At 59.0% G+C, this 18,874-nt stretch carries 15 protein-coding genes; 4 read left to right on the top strand and 11 right to left on the bottom strand.

Translation table 11 applies throughout. From position 1 onward, the window contains the following. The first annotated feature begins 1 nt into the window (after nt 1). Nucleotides 2-1,972: a type IV secretory system conjugative DNA transfer family protein gene (locus tag C8N34_RS17910; RefSeq protein WP_108129908.1), complete on the top strand. Its 1,971-nt coding sequence runs from the start codon at nt 2-4 to the stop codon at nt 1,970-1,972. A 645-nt stretch (nt 1,973-2,617) separates the two neighbouring features. Continuing rightward, nucleotides 2,618-2,863, top strand: coding sequence for a helix-turn-helix domain-containing protein (locus tag C8N34_RS17905; RefSeq protein WP_108129907.1), 246 nt, complete (start codon nt 2,618-2,620; stop codon nt 2,861-2,863). 202 nt (nt 2,864-3,065) lie between these two features. Here C8N34_RS17905 and C8N34_RS17900 read toward each other — a convergent pair whose 3' ends face one another. The 7 genes from C8N34_RS17900 to C8N34_RS17870 are packed head-to-tail and all read right to left on the bottom strand — an operon-like array spanning nt 3,066 to nt 6,723. Continuing rightward, on the bottom strand, nt 3,066-3,881 hold the full coding sequence (locus C8N34_RS17900; protein WP_145693643.1) for a hypothetical protein: 816 nt from the start codon (nt 3,879-3,881) through the stop codon (nt 3,066-3,068). Between the two features lie 20 nt (nt 3,882-3,901). Further along, nucleotides 3,902-4,219 (bottom strand): hypothetical protein, encoded by a 318-nt coding sequence (locus tag C8N34_RS17895; RefSeq protein WP_108129905.1) that lies wholly within the window; start codon nt 4,217-4,219, stop codon nt 3,902-3,904. A 53-nt stretch (nt 4,220-4,272) separates the two neighbouring features. Next, nucleotides 4,273-4,908, bottom strand: coding sequence for a hypothetical protein (locus C8N34_RS17890; RefSeq protein ID WP_108129904.1), 636 nt, complete (start codon nt 4,906-4,908; stop codon nt 4,273-4,275). Continuing rightward, on the bottom strand, nt 4,909-5,211 hold the full coding sequence (locus tag C8N34_RS17885; RefSeq protein WP_407645609.1) for a Dabb family protein: 303 nt from the start codon (nt 5,209-5,211) through the stop codon (nt 4,909-4,911). It lies immediately after the preceding gene. Beyond that, nucleotides 5,211-5,831, bottom strand: coding sequence for a LysE family translocator (locus C8N34_RS17880; protein WP_199725330.1), 621 nt, complete (start codon nt 5,829-5,831; stop codon nt 5,211-5,213). The genes C8N34_RS17885 and C8N34_RS17880 overlap by 1 nt, the downstream gene beginning before the upstream one ends. Then, a complete protein-coding gene (locus C8N34_RS17875) occupies nt 5,828-6,355 on the bottom strand; it encodes an anthrone oxygenase family protein (RefSeq protein WP_145693642.1) in 528 nt (175 codons plus the stop codon). The genes C8N34_RS17880 and C8N34_RS17875 overlap by 4 nt, the downstream gene beginning before the upstream one ends. Further along, nucleotides 6,352-6,723 (bottom strand): hypothetical protein, encoded by a 372-nt coding sequence (locus C8N34_RS17870; protein WP_233557346.1) that lies wholly within the window; start codon nt 6,721-6,723, stop codon nt 6,352-6,354. Before C8N34_RS17870 ends, C8N34_RS17875 begins: the two co-directional genes overlap by 4 nt. Nucleotides 6,724-6,828: 105 nt before the next feature. Here C8N34_RS17870 and C8N34_RS17865 point away from each other — a divergent pair, with 105 nt between their 5' ends. Together C8N34_RS17865 and C8N34_RS17860 are read left to right on the top strand one after the other, a co-directional pair. Next, complete coding sequence (locus tag C8N34_RS17865) at nt 6,829-7,455, top strand: TetR/AcrR family transcriptional regulator (RefSeq protein WP_108129901.1); 627 nt, start codon at nt 6,829-6,831, stop codon at nt 7,453-7,455. A 370-nt stretch (nt 7,456-7,825) separates the two neighbouring features. Then, on the top strand, nt 7,826-9,538 hold the full coding sequence (locus C8N34_RS17860) for a patatin-like phospholipase family protein (protein ID WP_338419722.1): 1,713 nt from the start codon (nt 7,826-7,828) through the stop codon (nt 9,536-9,538). Between the two features lie 459 nt (nt 9,539-9,997). On the opposite strand, the gene C8N34_RS17855 is transcribed toward C8N34_RS17860, so the two are convergent. The 4 genes from C8N34_RS17855 to mobC all read right to left on the bottom strand — a co-directional run bounded on the left by C8N34_RS17855 (nt 9,998) and on the right by mobC (nt 18,561). Next, the gene (locus tag C8N34_RS17855) at nt 9,998-13,861 is read right to left on the bottom strand and encodes an SIR2 family protein (protein WP_108129899.1); all 3,864 of its coding nucleotides are present in this window, start codon (nt 13,859-13,861) and stop codon (nt 9,998-10,000) included. 182 nt (nt 13,862-14,043) lie between these two features. Next, nucleotides 14,044-16,137, bottom strand: a complete 2,094-nt coding sequence (locus C8N34_RS17850; protein WP_145693641.1) for a UPF0149 family protein — start codon at nt 16,135-16,137, stop codon at nt 14,044-14,046. A gap of 161 nt (nt 16,138-16,298) precedes the next feature. Then, nucleotides 16,299-18,125, bottom strand: coding sequence for a relaxase/mobilization nuclease domain-containing protein (locus C8N34_RS17845; RefSeq protein ID WP_146177483.1), 1,827 nt, complete (start codon nt 18,123-18,125; stop codon nt 16,299-16,301). After that, on the bottom strand, nt 18,118-18,561 hold the full coding sequence (gene mobC / locus C8N34_RS26930) for a plasmid mobilization relaxosome protein MobC (protein WP_233557371.1): 444 nt from the start codon (nt 18,559-18,561) through the stop codon (nt 18,118-18,120). Before mobC ends, C8N34_RS17845 begins: the two co-directional genes overlap by 8 nt. Nucleotides 18,562-18,874: the final 313 nt, after the last annotated feature.

The raw sequence follows: 18,874 nt of genomic DNA, 5'->3' as shown, positions 1-18,874 counted from the left end.
CATGCAACGTATCGCGCTTCTCCTCCCGATCGGTCTGTCGGCCGGCCTGCTCGTGGGCCTTATTGCCGGCGGCCTCGCGCTGAACCTGATCCTGGGGCGCGACCCGAACGCGACCGGCATATTCGTCCTGATCGAGGAATTCCCCGGCTTCGCACGGCTGACCTCCGTGCCTTGGGTTCTGCCCTGGCAGATTGTCGGTGCCTCGACTGTGGTCTTCACGATCGCCGCGGTCGCCCTGACCTTCCGCCAACAACTGACGGGCTATGGCCAGGCCAAATTCCAGGCTCGCGCCGAGATGAAGGCGAATGGCCTCTTGCAGCCCTTGGGCGCAGGCATGGTCTTCGGCAAACTCGGGACACCTTCAAAACGCGCGCCTTACGTCAGCGCCACGTTCCAGAAGTTCCCGCATTGTCTCGTCGTCGCACCCACGCGCGCCGGGAAAGGTGTGGGCTATGTTATCCCGAACACCCTCCTCTTCAACGGCAGCATCGTCGTTCTCGACGTGAAAGGGGAGATATTCGAGGCCACCTCGCGGCACCGGCAGGCCGAAGGCGATGCGGTCTATCGCTTCTCGCCTTTCGACTTCGAGCACCCGACCCATCGCTACAACCCGCTCGAGCGCGTCTCCCGCATTGAAAATCCCGAACAGCGCTACACGGAGCTTGCCAAGATCTCGGACTACTTCCTCACGGTTTCGGACAAAGGGACGGCTGGTGATTTCCTGACCGAGGGGCGCGAACTGTTCGTAGCTGCAGGGCTTCTGGCGATCGAGCGGGGCAAGCCGACCATCGGCGAGATCAGCCGCATCCTCTTCGGCCGTGGTGCCACGCAGGAGGTTTACGGCGAGCATGCCGAGGAGGTGAAACACCCCAATGCTGCCCAAACCTTCCGCAAGTTTGCAGGCTACTCCGACCGGACCCTGTCGTCCCACGCCTCGGTCCTGGGCGGTGCGGGCATGACACTTTGGAACAACCCGGCGGTGGATCGGGCAACCTCCGGTAACGACTTTTCCTTCACGGATCTGCGCAAGCGCCCGATGTCGATCTATGTCGTTGTCAACGCCGATGACATCCGCACCCTGTCACCGCTGGTGCGGCTCTTCTTCGGCGAGCTCATTGCGACAATGCGCTCGACCCTCCCCGACCCGAAATCTGAGCCTTGGCCGGTCATGGTCATGCTCGACGAATTCGACCAGCTCGGGCCAATGCCCATCGTCGAACAAGCCCTGAAACAGCTCGCGGGCCACGGCGCGCGCGTCTCGATCATCACCCAGTCGATCCCCGGCCTCGACAACATCTATGGCGAGAACGTCCGCATGTCGCTCGAATCTGCCGCCGGGATGAAGCTCTACCTCGCGGCCAACGACAAGAAGACCGCCGGAGAGATCTCGGACGCCTTGGGCAAGACGACCAAGCTTTCGGTGTCGGACAGCGTGTCGCGGGATCGGGACTTCATGCAGCGGCGATCGGTCAGCCGACGGTTGGAGGAGCGGCCCCTCCTGACACCCGACGAGGTGCGGAGGCTGAACCCGGATCAGGCCATCCTTGTCCCGGAACGGCAGAATCCGCTTTTGGTCCATCGGATCGTTTATTTCCAGGATACGACCTTCAAGACCCTTTTCGAAGCGCAGGCGGGACCCCTGCCCTATCCGCCGAAGGAGGCTGCCGCGGTTCAGGTTTTAACCGCGCGAATGGAAGCGCTGGAGCGGCGGCTGGCCGAAAAAATGGTGGTGGATTTCGTGCGAGCGGAAAAACCGGGATCGGCTTCGGCCATGGCCGAACCAAAACTGGCGGCGGAACTCATGGCGGCGGAAAAGCCAATCCTCGCGCAGAATGGCCAGTCCGGCGAAGGTGCCAACCTGCCAGATTCGTCAGGACCGGACGCAAATCTTGCGGCCTTCCGGCCAGACCAGATCGTTGCTGTGGCGCGCATGCGCAGGTTCACCAGGAAAATACAGGAAATGGGAGCATGAGATCTCTTCTGGTGAACCACGGGCACTTTCTACGACAGAGGCACCCCGGCAAGCGTTCCTGGAGCTCTCAGATCGTAGCTCACCGGGATAGGGACGGGCTTTCCGGCGCACTGCCGGATCAGCTGTCTACAGCTCCTCACCTATCTCAAGCGCAGCGAGACTTCGCAGCATCATGGTCAGGGCTTCAAACGTCATAGCTTCGCTTCGAACAACAGTTGTTCCGATCACCCCCCTGCAATCATATCCTCCTCGCAAACCGATGGTGATTTCGAACCTTGATCCGTTCTTCGGCGCGCAGAGAACCCGCGGAAGCGACCAGTTGCAGGAATCCTGTGGCAGGGATGGCGCGGCTTCCAGTCCAAGACCAGCATCGAGCAGGATTTCAAGGACAATATCCAGGGTCCTGGCCGCCGCGGACCGATCACATCGCCTCTGGGATGTGACTGTCGGAACAACTGATTGCGGCGCCGTAAACATTGCAAGAAACGCGGCAAGTCTCCTCTGAACAACCTTGTCGTTTGAAAGCTTTGAAACTGTCACCCCGATACCCTCAACTCGGACACTGCGGCCGCAACCATCGCGTGGCCCACGAATGTATCTTAAAACAGGTAGAGTTAAAAGCGGTGATGCACAATAGCATCCCGCATGAAAACCACGCCCCGGAGCCCGCTGCGCGACGTCCTCGCCCGCAACATGCGACTGTTGCGCGCCGAGAAAGGCTGGTCACAGGAGTTTCTGGCACATGAAGCGGGCCTGAACCGCACCTATCTCAGCGCCGTCGAGCGCGGTGAGCAAAACATCTCACTCGACAACCTCCATCGCATCGCTCAAGGACTGAACGTCGATGCCTGGTCGCTGTTGAAGGAAGAAAACCCGAGGGGCGTTTCATAAACCTCTCTGCGCGCTCAATGAAAGTTATGTCCCGCTAACATGCTCATCCTGAGAAGAGTGAGCCCCCATCGTTTGGACAGTTTCCGGGACGATTCAAGCGACTCTCTGCCTCAGTTGGCCTGTCAGATCGCCCCCGTCACATTGAATTTGCAAGATCATCAGAGCTCGGGGCGCGCCGGAATTGGCCCCTTTTTCGGTACTCTCAATCATCCGGGACAAAACCCGCAACATCGACAAACTGGCCATCGGTGAGGCAATGCTCCAGCGAAACGGGAATAATTAGATTGACCGCCAGCCGCGTGACGCTGGCTGCAAGATCGCCAAGCAGCACCTCGCTGGCGCGCGGCGAGAGACCCGCCACGGTAATTTCGAGTCCCTCCTTCACGCCACAGCCCCGCCGCCTGGGCGTCAGGTGTAGCTCGCAGCCTTTCACCTCTCCGGCGATCGTGGAGCACCACCGCCATCCGACGATGGTCACTCCGAGATCATCCCTGAGCCAGATCAGATCCTGATTTGCACCCATTCTGATGCTCGGGGAATAGTGGACCTGGCACGCTTTGGCTGCCCCCTCGACGCGCTGCAGCCAAGCCGTTCCGGTCGCCTTTTGACCTACCCAAACTGCCGCCCGCGACAGATCGCCCGCGAATGTCTCCAGCTGGCAGAGATCCGGGTCGGTTTGGGAAAATGAGAACGCCGTATTGAAGCGCGCTCCGGGCAGGTTGCTCAGCGCCGGGGGCAAACCCTCCTCCGGACGCCCCTTCATTCGCGGCGAGTGCGCTCCGATGAACAGCGGATAGGCGCAGCTCCCCGCCGGCAGATCCGCGCATTGCGGCAATATGGTCTCGGCGGCGATCAGGATCTTCGAATAAAGCACCTTCTTCGCCTGCACGGCAGAAGAGAGCAGCAGCACCGCAGCAATCGAGTAAACGGGAACAGCCAGTATCCGCAATCGCCTGGATCGGGTGCGGCGATCATTCTGGTGGACAGGCAATATGTTGCGCTGTGCTGATCTTGACATTCTCGTCCCTCAAGCCGTCGTCACATAGCCGCCAGCACGAAGCCCATCCAAAGTGTGAAGCATGCGGCGAGGATGATGAGTATCTCAAGTTCTACAGCCGCAGTCAGGCCCCTTCGGCGACGATGTAGCGTCACGGGATAAAGCAGAAAAGCGGCGAACCCCGGCAAAAACGCGGTGCTGAACAAGAACACCAGTCCCTTTGGCGGGCCAGGCGGAGCGTTTGACGCCGCCCTCGTCCCCTCGGGCAATACCAGAACATCCGCCACCACCACACAAAAAACCCCAAGGATCAGGGCGGCGGCGCAGCCAGCAAGAACCCCTGACAGACGGGCCAGCATCCGCGGGCGCGATGTTTCCCTGTCTGTGGCCGCGCTTCTCTTGGCGTCTCGTGTCATATTTCAGTGCATTCCCCGAAACCCAGCCCCAGTGTGCCACCTAGGACCTTGGCTCGCTTGCGGAAATCCTCGGTGCAGAAGATCGCCCCGGTCACCTCATCCGCCCAGAGGCTGCGCCCCAAGGCGGTATCCGTGCGAACGACCCTTTGAACGGGATATATAGCCGACAGTCGGACCGCCGTCTTTTGCAGATGAGGCAAGAATTGGCGCATTATCCGCGACTTTTCCAGATCGACGGTCGGTGCATAATCCATGATCAGCGCGGCCAGATAGCGGCCCGGCGAGGGCTCCTTGGCTTTGTAGAACCAGACATCCGACAGCGGCACGAATTGGTGCCTGCCCGGTGCCATTTCCTCGGCCATGGCGGCGAATTCGGTGCTGACGATCATCAGGTTGTGATGGATCCCGGCACTGTGCAGCGGGCGCACGGGCTTTTGCATCAGCTCAATCCGGCTGCGCTGCAATACCGACACCTCGGCATCATTCAAGGCGCGGGCGCCATCAAGGCTTGGCGAGAACCAGACCCCCTCCGCATCTTCGTCGTCACACAGATTCTTGCCATCCGGGGGCAGGATATGTGCCCCGATGCGGTGCGCAGCCACGAGGGAGACATCGACACAGTAAATCGTCACTCAGGCACCTTCCGCAAGACCCGCGTGGAAATCTGCCACAACCCGCAGCTCGCGCAAGGGGCGAGCGATGGATATCGAGGCGGCATAGGCCGGATGCGCCTTGTAGCGAGCCAACTCTGCTTCATCCGCGAACTCACCATAAACAACGAAATCGACAGGGGCGGACAGGGTGTCGATCCCGAGGTTGCGCCCGATCTCCACGCGGCCATGGGGGATCTGGGTCAGGAGAAGCAAGCCTTCGTAAAGCCGCTCTACATCCGCGCGATTCCGGGCGGAGAAGAACACGACATGGCGCAGCAGCATCACACCCCCACGCGCCGAAGCATGGCCAATCCCCCCGCCAGCGCAAGGAAGACGCCACCGCAGACCCGGTCCATCCGGGTGATCAGCCTCGTACCAAAGCGTCCCGCGCAACGCCTGCCTGCCGCCGCATAGGCCAGCAGGACCGCCAGGTCGATCAGTGAGAAAGTCACCGCCAGAAGCAGGTATTGCGGCAGGACTGGCGCGGCGGCATCGATGAACTGGGGGAGAAGCGCTGTGAAGAACAGGTAACCTTTGGGATTTGTGACGGCGACAAGGAAACTGCGCGAGAACAGGCGGCGCACCTCTGTGACCTGAGCCGTCGGTGCTTCGGCAGAGGCGGCCTTGCTGAAAAGCAGCCGCAGACCGATATAGGCCAGATAGGCCACCCCCAGCCATTTCACGGCCGAGAACAAAAGCTGCGAGGTGGAGAGCAGCACACCCAGACCGGCCGAGACAGCGGCGATCAGAACCAGGTCTGAAAACACCGCCCCCGCGATTCCGAAACCGGCATCGCGCAGCCCGTGGCGGGCCCCGTTGGAGAAGGCCAACAGGGAGGTCGGCCCCGGCATTGCGACGGTTAACAAAGCCGCAAGCGCAAAGGTCAGAAGGGTAATGCTCATGATCTTCTCCGGTTCTGGACAGCAGCAGTGAGTGTGGCGGCAACCAGCATCAGGCTGCCACCGGCGGCGATCATCCGGCTCAGGTTGGCCGACTGCCAGCGCGTGGAATAGGCCCGCCAGATTGTGTCGCCGCCCGGCGCCCGGGCATCGACTGCGGCAAGTTCCCGATTCAGCGGCACATTGGGCGCGACAATGCCCCCAAAGACTCCGATCATATGCACGGCAAGCCCGAGACCCAGCACCGCGGCGGCGACTCTTGCCCGCAGAACGGCCATCATGACGACCGCCAATGTCAGAGCAAAAGGCGTTCCGAAGTAGACGGCGCCGAAAAGCGGATTACGGAGAGAGGCGTTCATCACCTGCATGGCCTCGATGGCCCTGGCCGGGTTGATCATGTCCAGATCGCGCAGGGCTGAACTTTGCCGGGCAGATAAGAAGTCGAAACATGCCTCGCTGAAACTAACTGAAACTAGCAGCGGCAGGGTGAGTAATGCCGATGCCTTGAGCGGCGCAAACCACGTCATCTTGCCGAACGATGCCCCTGACGGATCAGCACTCCAATGAAAATCGCGATGACGGCGACCTGTGCCGTCAGAACGGCGGGCCATATCAGCGGAAACTGCAGGTCCAGATATTTCTGGGGGCCAAAGGACAGCATGGCCATCAGCGCGGCAAGCAGGCTGAGCACCTTGCCCGTCCGGCTGGCAAGGGGACCGATGATCAAAGCAGCAGCCGCAGTCGCAAGGGCGACAGCGAGGAACGGGGCGATTGCGAAAAGCGGAATCGTCGCGGGCGGATGCGGCGGCACCTGCGCGTAAAGGGCGCCCAGCATGACCAGTTGAAGGATGATCAGCACGCTCAGCGCGGCGGAGATCGAACGGGATTCGGACAAGATGGGCCCTCCGGCCAAAGATATGTGTAACTTATATTACGGTTGCGATAATCCGTAACTACAATTACTGATCCTGTCAACGCGGACATTCAGGAGCGAAGGTACATGCGGCAAGAAGCACAGAAGGCGCGGCGAAAAGAGATCGAGCAGGCTGCGCTGGCGCTGCTTGTCCAGCATGGTTATGCCGCGACAACGATGGCCTCTGTTGCCAAGGCAGTTGGAGCCTCGCTTGAAACGCTTTACAAATGGTATGGCGACAAGCCGGGCCTGTTCCGCGCGATGGTGCAGGCCAATATCGAGGAACTGCGTGACGGGCTGTTGATGTCGGCCGCCACATTCCGTGATCCGATTGCCGCCCTGCAGGAGTTCGGCCCCCGGTTAATCGCGGTTCTCACCAGCGAGGAAGTTGTTGCCCTGAACCGGGCGGCGGCGGCCGACCCCAGCGGCGATCTCGGTCGGATCATTGCCGAAACTGGGCGCGGCTCTATTGCGCCACAGTTGACCGGCTTGTTCGACCGGGCAATGGAGAGCGACGACCCTGCGCAGATCACCGAGATCTATCTCGGGCTACTGCTGGGTGATCTGCAGATCCGCCGGGTGATCGGCCGAATGCCGCCCCCTGACGCCACAGAAATCCGGCAACGTTCCGACAGAGCTCTGGAGTTGCTTTGCCGCCTGTTTCCAGCCTGTCCCTCAAAGCTCCCATCCGAGATTTCAGTCGCGTTCGCGTAGGGGCCGTGACTTCCCGTGATCGAGACCGGCCCATAGCCGCCGGTCGACCTCGACTTGTGCTGCCTTCCCGCGCTCTCGGAAGCTGCCGTTCATCTTGCTACGCAGCAAACACTCGGCCACGATAGTAGCGATGAGGGACTGGACAGGCCACGGACTCCGCTCCGAGCAGAAAACGCTTGTCTAGCGCACAAGGTCGGGTCACCTTCATCACAAATGGAACGCCGCATGGGGAATCTCTGCTAGAGCAGTTTCTTCATACCAAAAAGCGGAAATTTGGGCACAGACATGACGCTTCTCCTTATCTTTGCCTGCATTAGATATGGGGGCTTTGCCATCTGACAAAGGCTAGGGTAACGGGAGTAAACAAATAGTGACTGAGCCTCTAGATTTTAGAGTGGCCTTCCAAGGAGGGGGGGCAAAATTCGTGACCTTGTTGGCCGCAGTTGAGGCGCTCCAAAACATGCGAAGCGCGGGTCACATTAAGTACTCCCAAGTAGTAGGTTCATCTGCGGGAGGATTGGCGGCAGTCCTTCTCGGATTGGATTGTGACATGAAAAAGCTACGAGCTTACCTCGGCAGTCAGGAGGCTAAATCGGCTCTTTCAGAAATAATGTCATTTGACTTGGGATTTTGGGGGTTGGTTAAACTTGCCAGGGGTGGTTCGCTCGCTGATGAGCATCGCGTTCGAGCGTTATTCCAAAGAATACTTATTGAAACCACTGGCTATCGGGACAATCAGACTCCAAATTTTACCTGCAAGACTTCGGTGATCGTGACAAACATCAATACCTCGCAGGCTGAGGTGATAGAACTGAACGGAAAGCTCATTCGTGACATTGCCGGAAATTTAGTTGACACTTGTGCTATACCTCTCGCCTTTCGCGGCTTTAAATCCAAACCTAACGCCCATCTCCTTGATGGCGGTCTGTTTGAAAATTTCCCCACAGGTTGTCTGTCTTCCGACAGCTACCCTGGGGGCCGAATACTCGGCGTTACATTCGACAAGAGAACACATGAAGAGCAGAATTCAGGCTTTAGCTTAAAGGAATATGCTTCACGAATTCTTTCTTCAGCGATAGACGGAAACATGGCGCCTGCCATGAAAAGCATTCATGGTGAAAATATTGTAAATTTACCAGACAGGTGGGGAACGCTCGAGATTCTGCAAGCAGTTAATGCTATTGGATCGAATAAAGACGATCATGAGATAATTAGAAATAATGTCATAGCAAAGCTTCATGAAATCAAACTCAGAGAAAGCCAGATTAGCAATCTAGCCAAAATCAAAGCTCGCGCCACGATTCCGCAAAGCTATGACCAAGTTCGCGACTCAGCAACGATCTTGGCCAGCATGAGAATGAGTAAGCAGCTTTCCAAGAGGACGTATGCGTACCTTGAGCTTCAAAGCCTCTCGAGAAGTTCAGTGGGTGATCGTGGGCGATTGTCTGATTATTACTTTCATAAGACGTTCTATAGAGTGCCCACCGACGGAATTGAATGTATTCATCTCGTGATCAGTGAGTTTGTCGACGAAAGTGACTTCGCCCTGTATGCTGACTTTTCTATTATTGATGATAAGGCAAATAGTATCGATCATACAGTATTTCCCCTGCGGCGCATTGAAGGGACAAGTAATTTTCGATCCATAGCACTGTTCTTCAAGCAGCGGTTGTATCCCAGCGACACCGAATGGATCTGCCTTACGCAGCGGGAAATGTTGCCCAATCAATTTGAGGGATTGAGAACGCGTGGTTGGGAGTATTTGGAGTTTGCAAACATGCATGATGGAATTTATGAGGAGTTAGAGGTTTTTGTGGGGGTTCCGATTGGGATGGACAGTCAAATCCAGGTCAAGGTGGCCGACCGCCAGTATGATCATGAGAGTACTGTTGGAAGACTTGTGACGGGTGTCCATGCACATGCTTCACCAGCCATTTCCGATGCCATAAATCCGGGCTTTCGGGTAACTGGCTTCAAGATCGATAGCCAGATGACTGGTGATGGTCTTTTTTCTGTGTTCATAATTGATCAAAAACTTTGCCCTAATTTTGACGGATTGGATATTGTTTCTGAGAGTCATTGATTCAATCCCATGGCTGTTAATTTCCACTCAAAAATGACCCTAGTGGGCACATAATTTCCATTGAGAATTGACCCACGTGACCCTTCCCGCGCGCGTTGAGCGATGGGGGGCGACGAAACGATTCACATGGGACTAATGAACATCATCCGGAAGCTTCGGCTGCGGCACGGGCTTCCGATCCGCGAGATTGCCCGACGGACTGGCCTGTCTCGCTGTGATGGGCCGAAGGGAGCGACTGCTCTGCGTGGTGCCTGAATGACCGCTACTCAAGCTCGCTGTGAGTGCCATGCTGCATCACTTACCAACCGCTTTCCGCCCAATGCGACCATAGCCGCTCCCGGCCCAAACCAGCCACTCAGCCAAAGTCTTTGATGCTGCTGTCGCAGCCCGAATCGCGGACGTTCGCCAAAATGAAATGGTGCTGCCAGTTATCCGGAGAAGCCGACTTTCAAAGATTAGTCATCTTGAATTCCAGCGCCTGTTCAACTCCACCCACCTAGGATCCACTCGGAGTGATGAATCCGCAACGGCAATGCGCCCGATGGTTGCGTCTATCTCGTAGGGCCAAATGTTCGCGTCTTCGGGAAGGGCTAAGTGCAGGATTTCCAGTACGCGCTCTGGGTACTTGTCGACTATGTTCCCTTCACCACGCCGGATAGAAGGTAACATGATTTGATCGCGTTCGATCTTGCTTATCAAAGGCAATATTGCGTCTGAAATGGCGATGAAGCTATCTTCATCAGAGAATGCAAGTTCGATCAAGCGAGCCGAATTGTGGGGTGTCCGGGCCGCTTTTTGAATGGGCCAGACTCGGCGTAAGAAACGTTCTCGGAGAGGCTTCCAAAACTCCCCACTCTCGCCATCCTCTTCGCTCCACCGCTCAAGCTGCCACAATACTCGAGACCGAAAACGATCTCCCGCATCGAACAAAACTTTGCGGAATTCGTCGTCAGAAATGCGTTCGGCACCAGTCTTCGGGTCAGGGCGCCCCCAGCTTGCCAGCACCAGTCCGGCTAGCTTGTCGCGGTTGCTCCGTTCCTCGTAGGTCTGACCAGCAGCTTTCGCCAGCAAGTGTGGCTTCAAGACTTGAAACAGGTCAATGCTAGGGAGGTTACGCGCACCCCAAAGATAGCCGGTCCACCAGGCCTCCAAGGTTTCAGCGTCGTTTGTTCGCAGGACAGACAGGAGCTCTTCTTGCGTCCAGTTGGAATCGACGTAGTGGAACCAGTTCAAGAGGTAGCTACAAAAGACTAGGGCGAAGCGGCCATTGTCTCCGGGCAACGCCAACGCACCCTCAACCATTGTACGCCATTCTGCGGGTAGTCCTTGGTTTTTTTCAAGGTCTTGGCGGCGCGGATCGTGGTACAATGCTTGGGTAATTTTGCCCGCAGGCGAGTTTAGAGCTTCTGTCGCCCAATCAGGGTCGCGATTGCCGCGAACAACGCCGGAGCCGCCCGCGTCTGGATTGCCGGCCAGGAAGCCGAGTAGGCGCGTAGTCAACCGCTCGAAAGTGGGAACGCATTCGTCGGGAAGCTTTTCAGTGTTTGAAAGAAACCACTCGGACACAGGGTATACGATGCCCTTTAAGGCTTCATCGTCCGCCGAAATGACAAGTTCGGCTACGAAATTCTTTAAGCGGCCATTGTCATCTTTTCGGATCTCTGAACGCAGAAAACGCCGCCAAGCCCATTCCGGGTACTCGCCGCGCTTGGCTTCTAGCCGCAAGGCAGAAAGCGCCATGATAGGGTGCCTCGCGCACAAGCCCGAGAATGGGTCGTAGTCAACGAGTGCCAGCCCGGTTCGTCCGCCGATCTCCTGTGCTTTTGCAAGTACATTTGACAGTGGCTCAGATAGAAGGCCGCTATGCTCTGTTTCGGTACGTACCGTTCCACCACGGCTTTCCCATGACCGGTCGGCATTTTCGGCATGTTCTGGCGACCAATCAGGTGCAGCGTTTTGAAGCCGTTTAATTTCTTCGTCGTAATTGACGTTCAGGTTGCATCCCCTCGAACGAAGCCAATGAAGGCGTTCGGCGATGTCCCAAGCGCACCGCTGAACGAATTCGTGCTCTGCCTCGTTTTCCCACCGTTCCCGGCCTCTGAGGATGCGCTCTTCTATCCGTCTCGTTGCGGGTATTGGCAGTGTTGCCCAGCGTTCGAGCAAAGTAAGCAACAGGTCGCGCTGGTGTCGTATGTTCCAAAACGCATCGCGACTAACCAACTCAAAAAAGTCGTTGAAGTCTTCGTTGGGAACCAGCGTTTCGAACCGGCTCGCCCATATCCGCAACCGGGCAAACACGTTGTCGTCGTCTGTGGGCCATGTCGAGGCTTCCCTTCGTGCTTTCTCAACGTCCAGTTCCACCAGACGTTCGAACAGGGCGGCATAGGACAACACAGCACCAGTAAACCCCTCATTGCGTGCATAGTCGCTTATGTCGGGGTCGTCCGAAGGCATGATTGGCGGAATGTTCAGCCATCTGTAGTGCCCACGCTCAGTCTCTAGCTGTATTCCAATATCCAGATTCCGTTTCAGGGCCGAAACAACATCGGGTAACCATTGGTCCGGTATCGCGATTTCGGGGCTGTCTTCTGTGTAGGCCAAATCCAGAAGGATCAAGTCGCCAAGGCTCGTTTCATCATCGACCTGTGGTGCCAGTTTAGAGCGGAAATAGTTGTGTTGTGCTGTCATTCGTGGCCGCGAAAGCTTCTCGTACTTTCGAACCGTTGTACTGTTCCAGCCTAAAACTCTGATTTCATCCGCAAAGCGGTACCAATCAAGGCGGTCTGTGTCTGTTCCAGCTCGCCAGTGGTCGAAAAGATAGTGCCAAGCTTGGAGAATGTGCGGGGCGCAATTGGCGTCGGCCCTTTCCAAGTTCCATCGAATCCGTTGCTGAATGCCGCCATGCAAGCCGCCTTGCCGTGCGCCCCACCATACGGCGGCATTTTGGTTGGCGACCTTTCCAACCCAAAGCCCGAGAATATTGATCCTATCTGGCAGTTGCCCCGAGTATAGGGACTGGCCGCCACGCATAGTTGTAATGTGTTCGTCCCGCAGTTCCTTGCGGTCCCGACGGTTAAGTTCGAACGCGTCCCACACCGTTGTTGGCGTCTCACGTTTCGGGTGGAAGTCTTCCGGACTTATCGGTGTGGGAGTGGGGTCACTTGCCAATCCGTAGAAGGAAAATGGGTCAATTATTTTTCCTTCGTCTTGGCCGGATCGAACGACGTCCGGCCTTGAATAGCGAATTGAGCTATCAAAGACACAAAGCCACGTGGCTGGCGCAGGCGGATCACTTTCAAGAAATTTGCGTGCGCCCTCTTTAGTCGAAACCAAGTGGGCGACTTGTTCGCGTTCGAAGGGGGAAAGGGCTTCTGGGCCGTTCTGGGCCATCGCTATGGTCTTTACCTGCCAACCTTCCGGGTCTTTGGCGCGCCGAGCCCATTCCTCAAGGGTATCCCACAAGTTTGCGTAGTCGTCCTTGGAGAACGGGATTGCGGTCACACCCTTGTGCTCCCAGCGGGACGTCGCATCGTCCGCATCACCCGACTGAAAGGCGTAGGCCTCATCCAACCGTCCGTATGATTTGTTCAGGGCCTCCAGCAGATATTGTACTGGAGGGTCGTCCGCGTTGTAGCCAACGAACACCACGGAATAGCGATCGATCACATCTTTGAAAAAGCGGGTTGCCCAACCTTCTGCAAGGTATGCACGCCCGAATTCAGCGCTCGACAAAACGAACCCATCGCCCTCAGCCCCATCGTAGTCACCCGTAGCACGGCCATGCAGATAGACGATCCCATGCAAGTCCCCCGGTCTTGCCGGGTCGGGTAGCCTTGGCGGCTGCCACGCCTCCAATCCTCGCCCGCAATCATCAAACAATCGGTCAAAGTTGGTCGTGACTAGCTTCGTTACACCATCCTTGGTCGTAGCAAGGTCCAGCAGAATTTCATGTGCCGACAGGTCCACACCCTTCTCAGGGTCGAAATCCTTCACCTTGTGCGGGTCAAGGGCTTGCGCAACGGCAGACTCAATGTCTCTTTCAAGAAAGTCGCGCTCAAGCAGACCGAAAACTCGGTCGGCTGAAATCAAACCCGGCACGCCGGTTCGCCCTTCTATCTCGCGGGCCTCAGACAAAATCTTGACCGCCGCGGAGTCGTCAGGAACGCCAAGTGTCTTTAGGATCTGATCTGCTAGGCCGAAGAAGTCAGGCAACTTAGCTTTAGCCCGTGAGACGCCAGCGCCACAGAAGAATACGACTCGGCCTTCATCCAGGGCCAGAAGCAATTCATCTGGTATGTCCGGGCCATGCTCAATGAATTGCACTAGTCAACCAGCCCCATTTCTCTTTTAGATTGCTTATCAAAGCGTGCCTCCGCTTGCAATTGAGATTGACTCCCAGTGAAAAAAACAAAGCTGTCATGTCCGCTTTTCCATGGGCTGTTCTTCACTTTGCAAATGCAGCGAATGTCCGCAATCCGCCCTTCGCGACGCCTCTCGCCCTATCTTCACCCTGAGTTTTTCGCCTGCCGTTCCGCGATCAAAGCCGCGAGTTCAGGCAGATCGGCACCGGCCAGGCCAGTCGCTCCAATCTCAATCAATCTTCGGTTCTCCTTGGTCATGCCCTTCTTCGGCCATGCCGACTGGAACCTGTCCAGGGCCTCAGAAAACCCGGATGCCCAATCGCCCTGCGCCTTCTTCGATCGACTGGATATCGAGGCCGCGAACTCGGCGGGCTCGGACGCTCTTTCGGCAACCGCCTGGGCACGCATCATCAGAAGGTCCATGAACCGCTGGAAGCGGGACGGGTCGATCCGGGGAAGGACGGCGTCCAGAATCCGGGGCAGCCACTGGTTCGGCATGATGATTTTCGGCGCGATGACGATCCCGGTCAGGTAGCCATCAAGCCAGTCAGACGAAAGGCCCGTTCCGCGCAGCAGCGCGGCAACTTCACCCTTCTTCTCGGGCTCGGGGGCCGCTTCGGCCAGATCCTCAAGCGATGCCTCCGGATCGAAATCCGGATCATCCCGCACCCAGGCCTCAATCGTTTGCTCATGGATGTCGAGCATGACCGGGATCTTCTTCAGCTCCCGGCCTTCGAGAAGCGCGGTGGCGCAAGCCACAAAACCGGTCGCATCCGGATGAAGGCTTTTCTCCAGCACATCGGCGCTGCGGGCCATGATACGGGCCCACCAGTCGCGCCGGGTCTCGAGCCATTTCCAGAGCGCGACCTCTGCCGAGCGAGCGCTGCGCGCCTTGTCGAGGACCGCATGGGCTTCATCGCTGTCCTCGAACCAGCTTTCGATGATCTCGTGCCGATCCCACCAGTCTTCGCTGGCCATGATCAGGGCACCCTGCTGACGTGAGGGAAGCGCCTTGACTGCCGCGAACGATCCCATGTCGGCAATAAGATCCGGCGTCGATCTGGGCTCCGGGCGCAGCCCGTCGAGGCCGCAGAGGCGCGCCACCTCGATCAACCCCGGCACTGGCGGCAGATCGCGGGCAAGACCATCGGCCAACGCGAGAGACACGGCCCGGCGCAAACAGTCGGTCGTCCCGGTCAATGCGCCAACCTCTTCCGACATGCGCTCAATGATCGACTTCTGCTCCCGGGCGGTAGCACAGGGGATGGTATAGGCATCCTTTACGCCTTGCCCCTGCTTCAGGAGCAGCATCGCCATCTTGCGTTGCGATCCTGCTTGCAGCGCGACACCGATGCTCTGCGCCCCACCCCCATCCGGCAGGGTCATGCGGATGCCATGAATCTTCCATGGGGTCACGTCCGGGTCAGCAACAACGCCTTTGCGCATGGCCTCTTTGAGAACCTGATCGACGCTTCTCCGTGCCGCATCCTCGGGCATCCAGCTGCGCAGAACGACCAATGTCGCCAGAATGCGCCCCGGAAGGTCGCCGCGCGCAAGACGATCAGCCAGGCCTTGCGCTGCGGCAAGGCGGATATGTGGAGCCGGGTCAAGCAGCCAGAAACAGGCCAGATCGGCATGGAGCGCATCGCTTCGACCCACCGAATAGGCCACCACATGATCGCGCATCTCCGGGGGCATGGCCGGGAAACTTTCGGTCAGCGCATGGTGCAATGCGAGTGGATCGCCCTCTGCCTGCTGGATCAGTTCGGTGAAGAGTCCTTCAAGCAGGGCTTCGCCTTCGACGGGATTGGCCGTACGTCGCCCATTTTCTAAAATGACGCCCTGGCGGTGCAACTCCAGAGAAGCCGGGGCGGTCAGGCCATTGCGCGTCCAGAGTTGGGCGAAGATGAGGTTGTGAGCAGGCGTCATCCGCCCCTGTCGCCGCGCAAGATCAAGCGTGTCTTCGACAGTCTTGAGAAAGGTCTGGCCGCGCGCCTTGCCGTTTTCCCTGGCGATACGGGCGGCATCGAGGCCTGCGCCAAGCAGATCCAGAAGGCCCTCGTCATTCGGCGAAGGCGTTTCGATAGCACAGAGCTGCGCGACGATCTGGCCGCCCAGGGCCGGACGATGCAAGAGGTCGAAACTCATGCGCTCCAGAACATCGCGACGCGCGCCAAAGCCATCGTCGCCCGCAGCCGCAAGGGCGGCCAATGCCTCATCGATCCGACTCTTTGCCACGTCTCACCCGCCGAGCAGTACTGTTTTGACGACCAGCCTATCGAAGCGGCTGTGGCTTGTCAGGAAGATATGGCAGCCGTGCCTGGCGACAAAATGGCGGGCACGCTGACCGTGGCCAGAGCCGAAGGAGAAAACCGGGGGCGGCGCGCACCTGGACCGGATCACAGGTCCCAGTCCGCCACGCCCTTGCGCTCCGATTGTCTGGCCAAATCGCGCTCTGCCTTTGCCACCTCACGCAAAGTCAGTCCCAAGGCGACATGCGATTTCGCGGCTGAGACCACTGCGCGGGCGATCCGGTGGCGTTCGGCCTGATCCCCGACATCCTGCGCCAGCGCATCTGTCCGGCCTGCGGCGAGGTCTGTCACGATGCCCGCCCCATATCGCGCCCGCAATTCCCCCGCGAAGCGCTCCGCATGAGCATCCCCCCGGAACTCAACCTTGCCCTCGGCCTGCATGATGCGTCCCATGGACCGCAGCGCGCGCACAAGCCGGTCGTTCTCAGGCGCGGTTTCATGGGTAACGGTATGGTCAATCGCCGCCGCCGCTCGGTCATAAAACCCCTGCAGCTCCCCGGCCATGCGCCGTCCCTGCTCCGGGTCGCGCAGGTCCAGTCGTTCCCGTCCGGCGAGGAGCAGAAGATCGCTGCGCACCCAATCCCGCTCTTCCCAGGCGTTCGCTGCACCCGTTTCCAGACGGCTGGCGATGTGATCACGGCTGAGGCCAATCGCGGCGGCACCCGCCAGGATATCGTCCCGCAGCCGCTCCGTTGCCCCGGGCTGCAGGGTCGTCTCCAGCTTGCCCCGCATCAGGACATCGCCATCGAGCGCCATGCCGTAAATCACCGACTGCGGCATCATCTGCAGAAGCTGCGCGCCGCGGGCATCACCGAGGCCACGGGCGATGTCGACGGCATAGCCATAAAGCTCATCCCGCAGGTCCTTCCGCTCGGCCATGGGTGCCTTGCGGATCCTGGCTTCTGTCTCCGTCATCCACCCGCTGAAATGCTGCTCCAGATCAGCGCGCTCGAGCGTCGCCGCCTCGGCCGGAAAGGGATGCAGCACCCCGCCCCGCCGCAGCACCTCCTCCGCTTCGGCGATCTTTTCCCCGATCTCCGGCAACCCGGTCAGCGCTGCCACATGGTGCAGGCTGCGCATGGTGTCGGCCGTACGCGCCAGAGTGGCCAGCGCATCCTCCAGCGCCCGGCCCTCGCGCGGTCGTTCTTCCGGCGCCCGGCCTTCCGTCCGTGCCCGCTCGATCTCTGCCCGCGACGGGCCATAGCTCAGCAGCCCCCGCTCCGCCCGGGACGTGGCATCGAGGAACACGCCTTCCTCGGCCGCGATGGCCACCATGCGCTCCTTCATCCTGTCGAGGTTGAACGCATGCTCCCTGGCCATGAAGAACCAGCTGTCGTTCAACATGCCCCGGTTGTTCACCACGATATGGACATGCGGATGCGCCCGGTCGGTATGCAGCGCCGCGACATAGGACCAGACATCGTCCTGATGTTCGCCCGACTGGAACATCTCGAAGGCCCAGGCCTCGGCAATCAGCGTGGCCTTCTCGGCCCGCACATGGGACGGAAAGCTCAGCAGCAGATGACTGGTGTGCCCGTTCTTGGGAGACCCTCGCCAATCCTCCACCCAGTCGCCCACGATCTCCCTGCGCTCTTCCCGGGTCAGCCCCCTGGCCTTGTCATCCAGCACCACGCCATTGCCGAAGATCGCGGCCGATTTCGAGAACAGGTAATCCATCTGCGTCGCCAGCTCCTTCGCATTGGCCGTGCCGCCCCTGCCGATCTTCTTGATGACCGCGGCATGCGAGCCGAGGGCAAAGCGCCACAGCTGGCTGGCCCGGGCTGAGAACCGGAAGCCCTGCCGGGAGGGGGAGGATGACCTCGCCTTCACCCGCCCCTGCCGAGGCCGCAGGAAATCGAGATCGCCCAGAACCGCCTGAGCGAGGCCAACAGGCCGCGAACCAGGCTTAACCACGGCGCGCGCCTGCCTGACCTTCGGCAAACTTCAGGAACAGCGCCACGCCCTGCCGCCGACGTTCCGCGATGATCTGGCTCAGCGCCTTCGCCACCATCGGCAGTGACCGGCGCAATTCTTCGACCGATGCCCATTGCGCCCGCACCATCGGCGCCCGGCCCCGGTTCGCCGCCAGCGCGATCTGGTTCACGTTGGTGCCGATCTTCGCCAGCTCGTAGCGGATCTCCTCCAGACGCGCGCTGTCCTCCCGGCTGAATTCGAGGAAGCCCGAGGCCATCCGCACGACCGACCGCACCCCGTCCGAGCGGGATTTCGCGCCAAGCTGCACGCAAAGCGCATCGAAGGCCCGCAGCTCTTCAGCCGGCAGACGGCAGCTGACGACCTGTCCCCGATCCGCCGACCGGGGGCGCCCGCGCCCGGCGGATTTCCGGGGCACCGGATCAGCGGCATTCCTCGCCACCCCAGCCGAATTTCGGTCTTTTCCATGCGCGTCATATTTTACCACAGACCTCATCCACCGAATATTTGTAGACACATCGCATTTCCTGCCACCTTCTCTATCCCCTTCTTTCGCCCCTTGATCAAGCACAATCTATGCGCGATATGACCCCTTGCAGGTTGTGCTCCCCTTGGGTAACTCACCTGACACCGAGTGCACTTCGCTGTTCGCTGAATGCACAAGGCGCAACCGGAGAAGGTGCCCCTCCAAGCCCTTGGCAGGAGGGCATTTCCCGGGAAGAAGTGGTGGT

Origin of the sequence: Gemmobacter caeni, assembly GCF_003054195.1 — a bacterium.
GTDB classification, from domain to species: Bacteria; Pseudomonadota; Alphaproteobacteria; order Rhodobacterales; family Rhodobacteraceae; genus Gemmobacter; species Gemmobacter caeni.
The sequence above is the reverse complement of the archived record's forward strand: the minus strand, read 5'-3'. Positions and strand labels throughout refer to the sequence as shown.

Coding starts and splice junctions, on each gene's coding strand:
- C8N34_RS17900 (WP_145693643.1), bottom strand. CDS start 3,881: ATGTCAAGATCAGCACAGCGCAACATATTGCCTGTCCACCAGAATGAT.
- C8N34_RS17865 (WP_108129901.1), top strand. CDS start 6,829: ATGCGGCAAGAAGCACAGAAGGCGCGGCGAAAAGAGATCGAGCAGGCT.
- C8N34_RS17875 (WP_145693642.1), bottom strand. CDS start 6,355: ATGACGTGGTTTGCGCCGCTCAAGGCATCGGCATTACTCACCCTGCCG.
- C8N34_RS17905 (WP_108129907.1), top strand. CDS start 2,618: ATGAAAACCACGCCCCGGAGCCCGCTGCGCGACGTCCTCGCCCGCAAC.
- C8N34_RS17895 (WP_108129905.1), bottom strand. CDS start 4,219: ATGCTGGCCCGTCTGTCAGGGGTTCTTGCTGGCTGCGCCGCCGCCCTG.
- C8N34_RS17880 (WP_199725330.1), bottom strand. CDS start 5,831: ATGAGCATTACCCTTCTGACCTTTGCGCTTGCGGCTTTGTTAACCGTC.
- C8N34_RS17910 (WP_108129908.1), top strand. CDS start 2: ATGCAACGTATCGCGCTTCTCCTCCCGATCGGTCTGTCGGCCGGCCTG.
- C8N34_RS17885 (WP_407645609.1), bottom strand. CDS start 5,211: ATGCTGCTGCGCCATGTCGTGTTCTTCTCCGCCCGGAATCGCGCGGAT.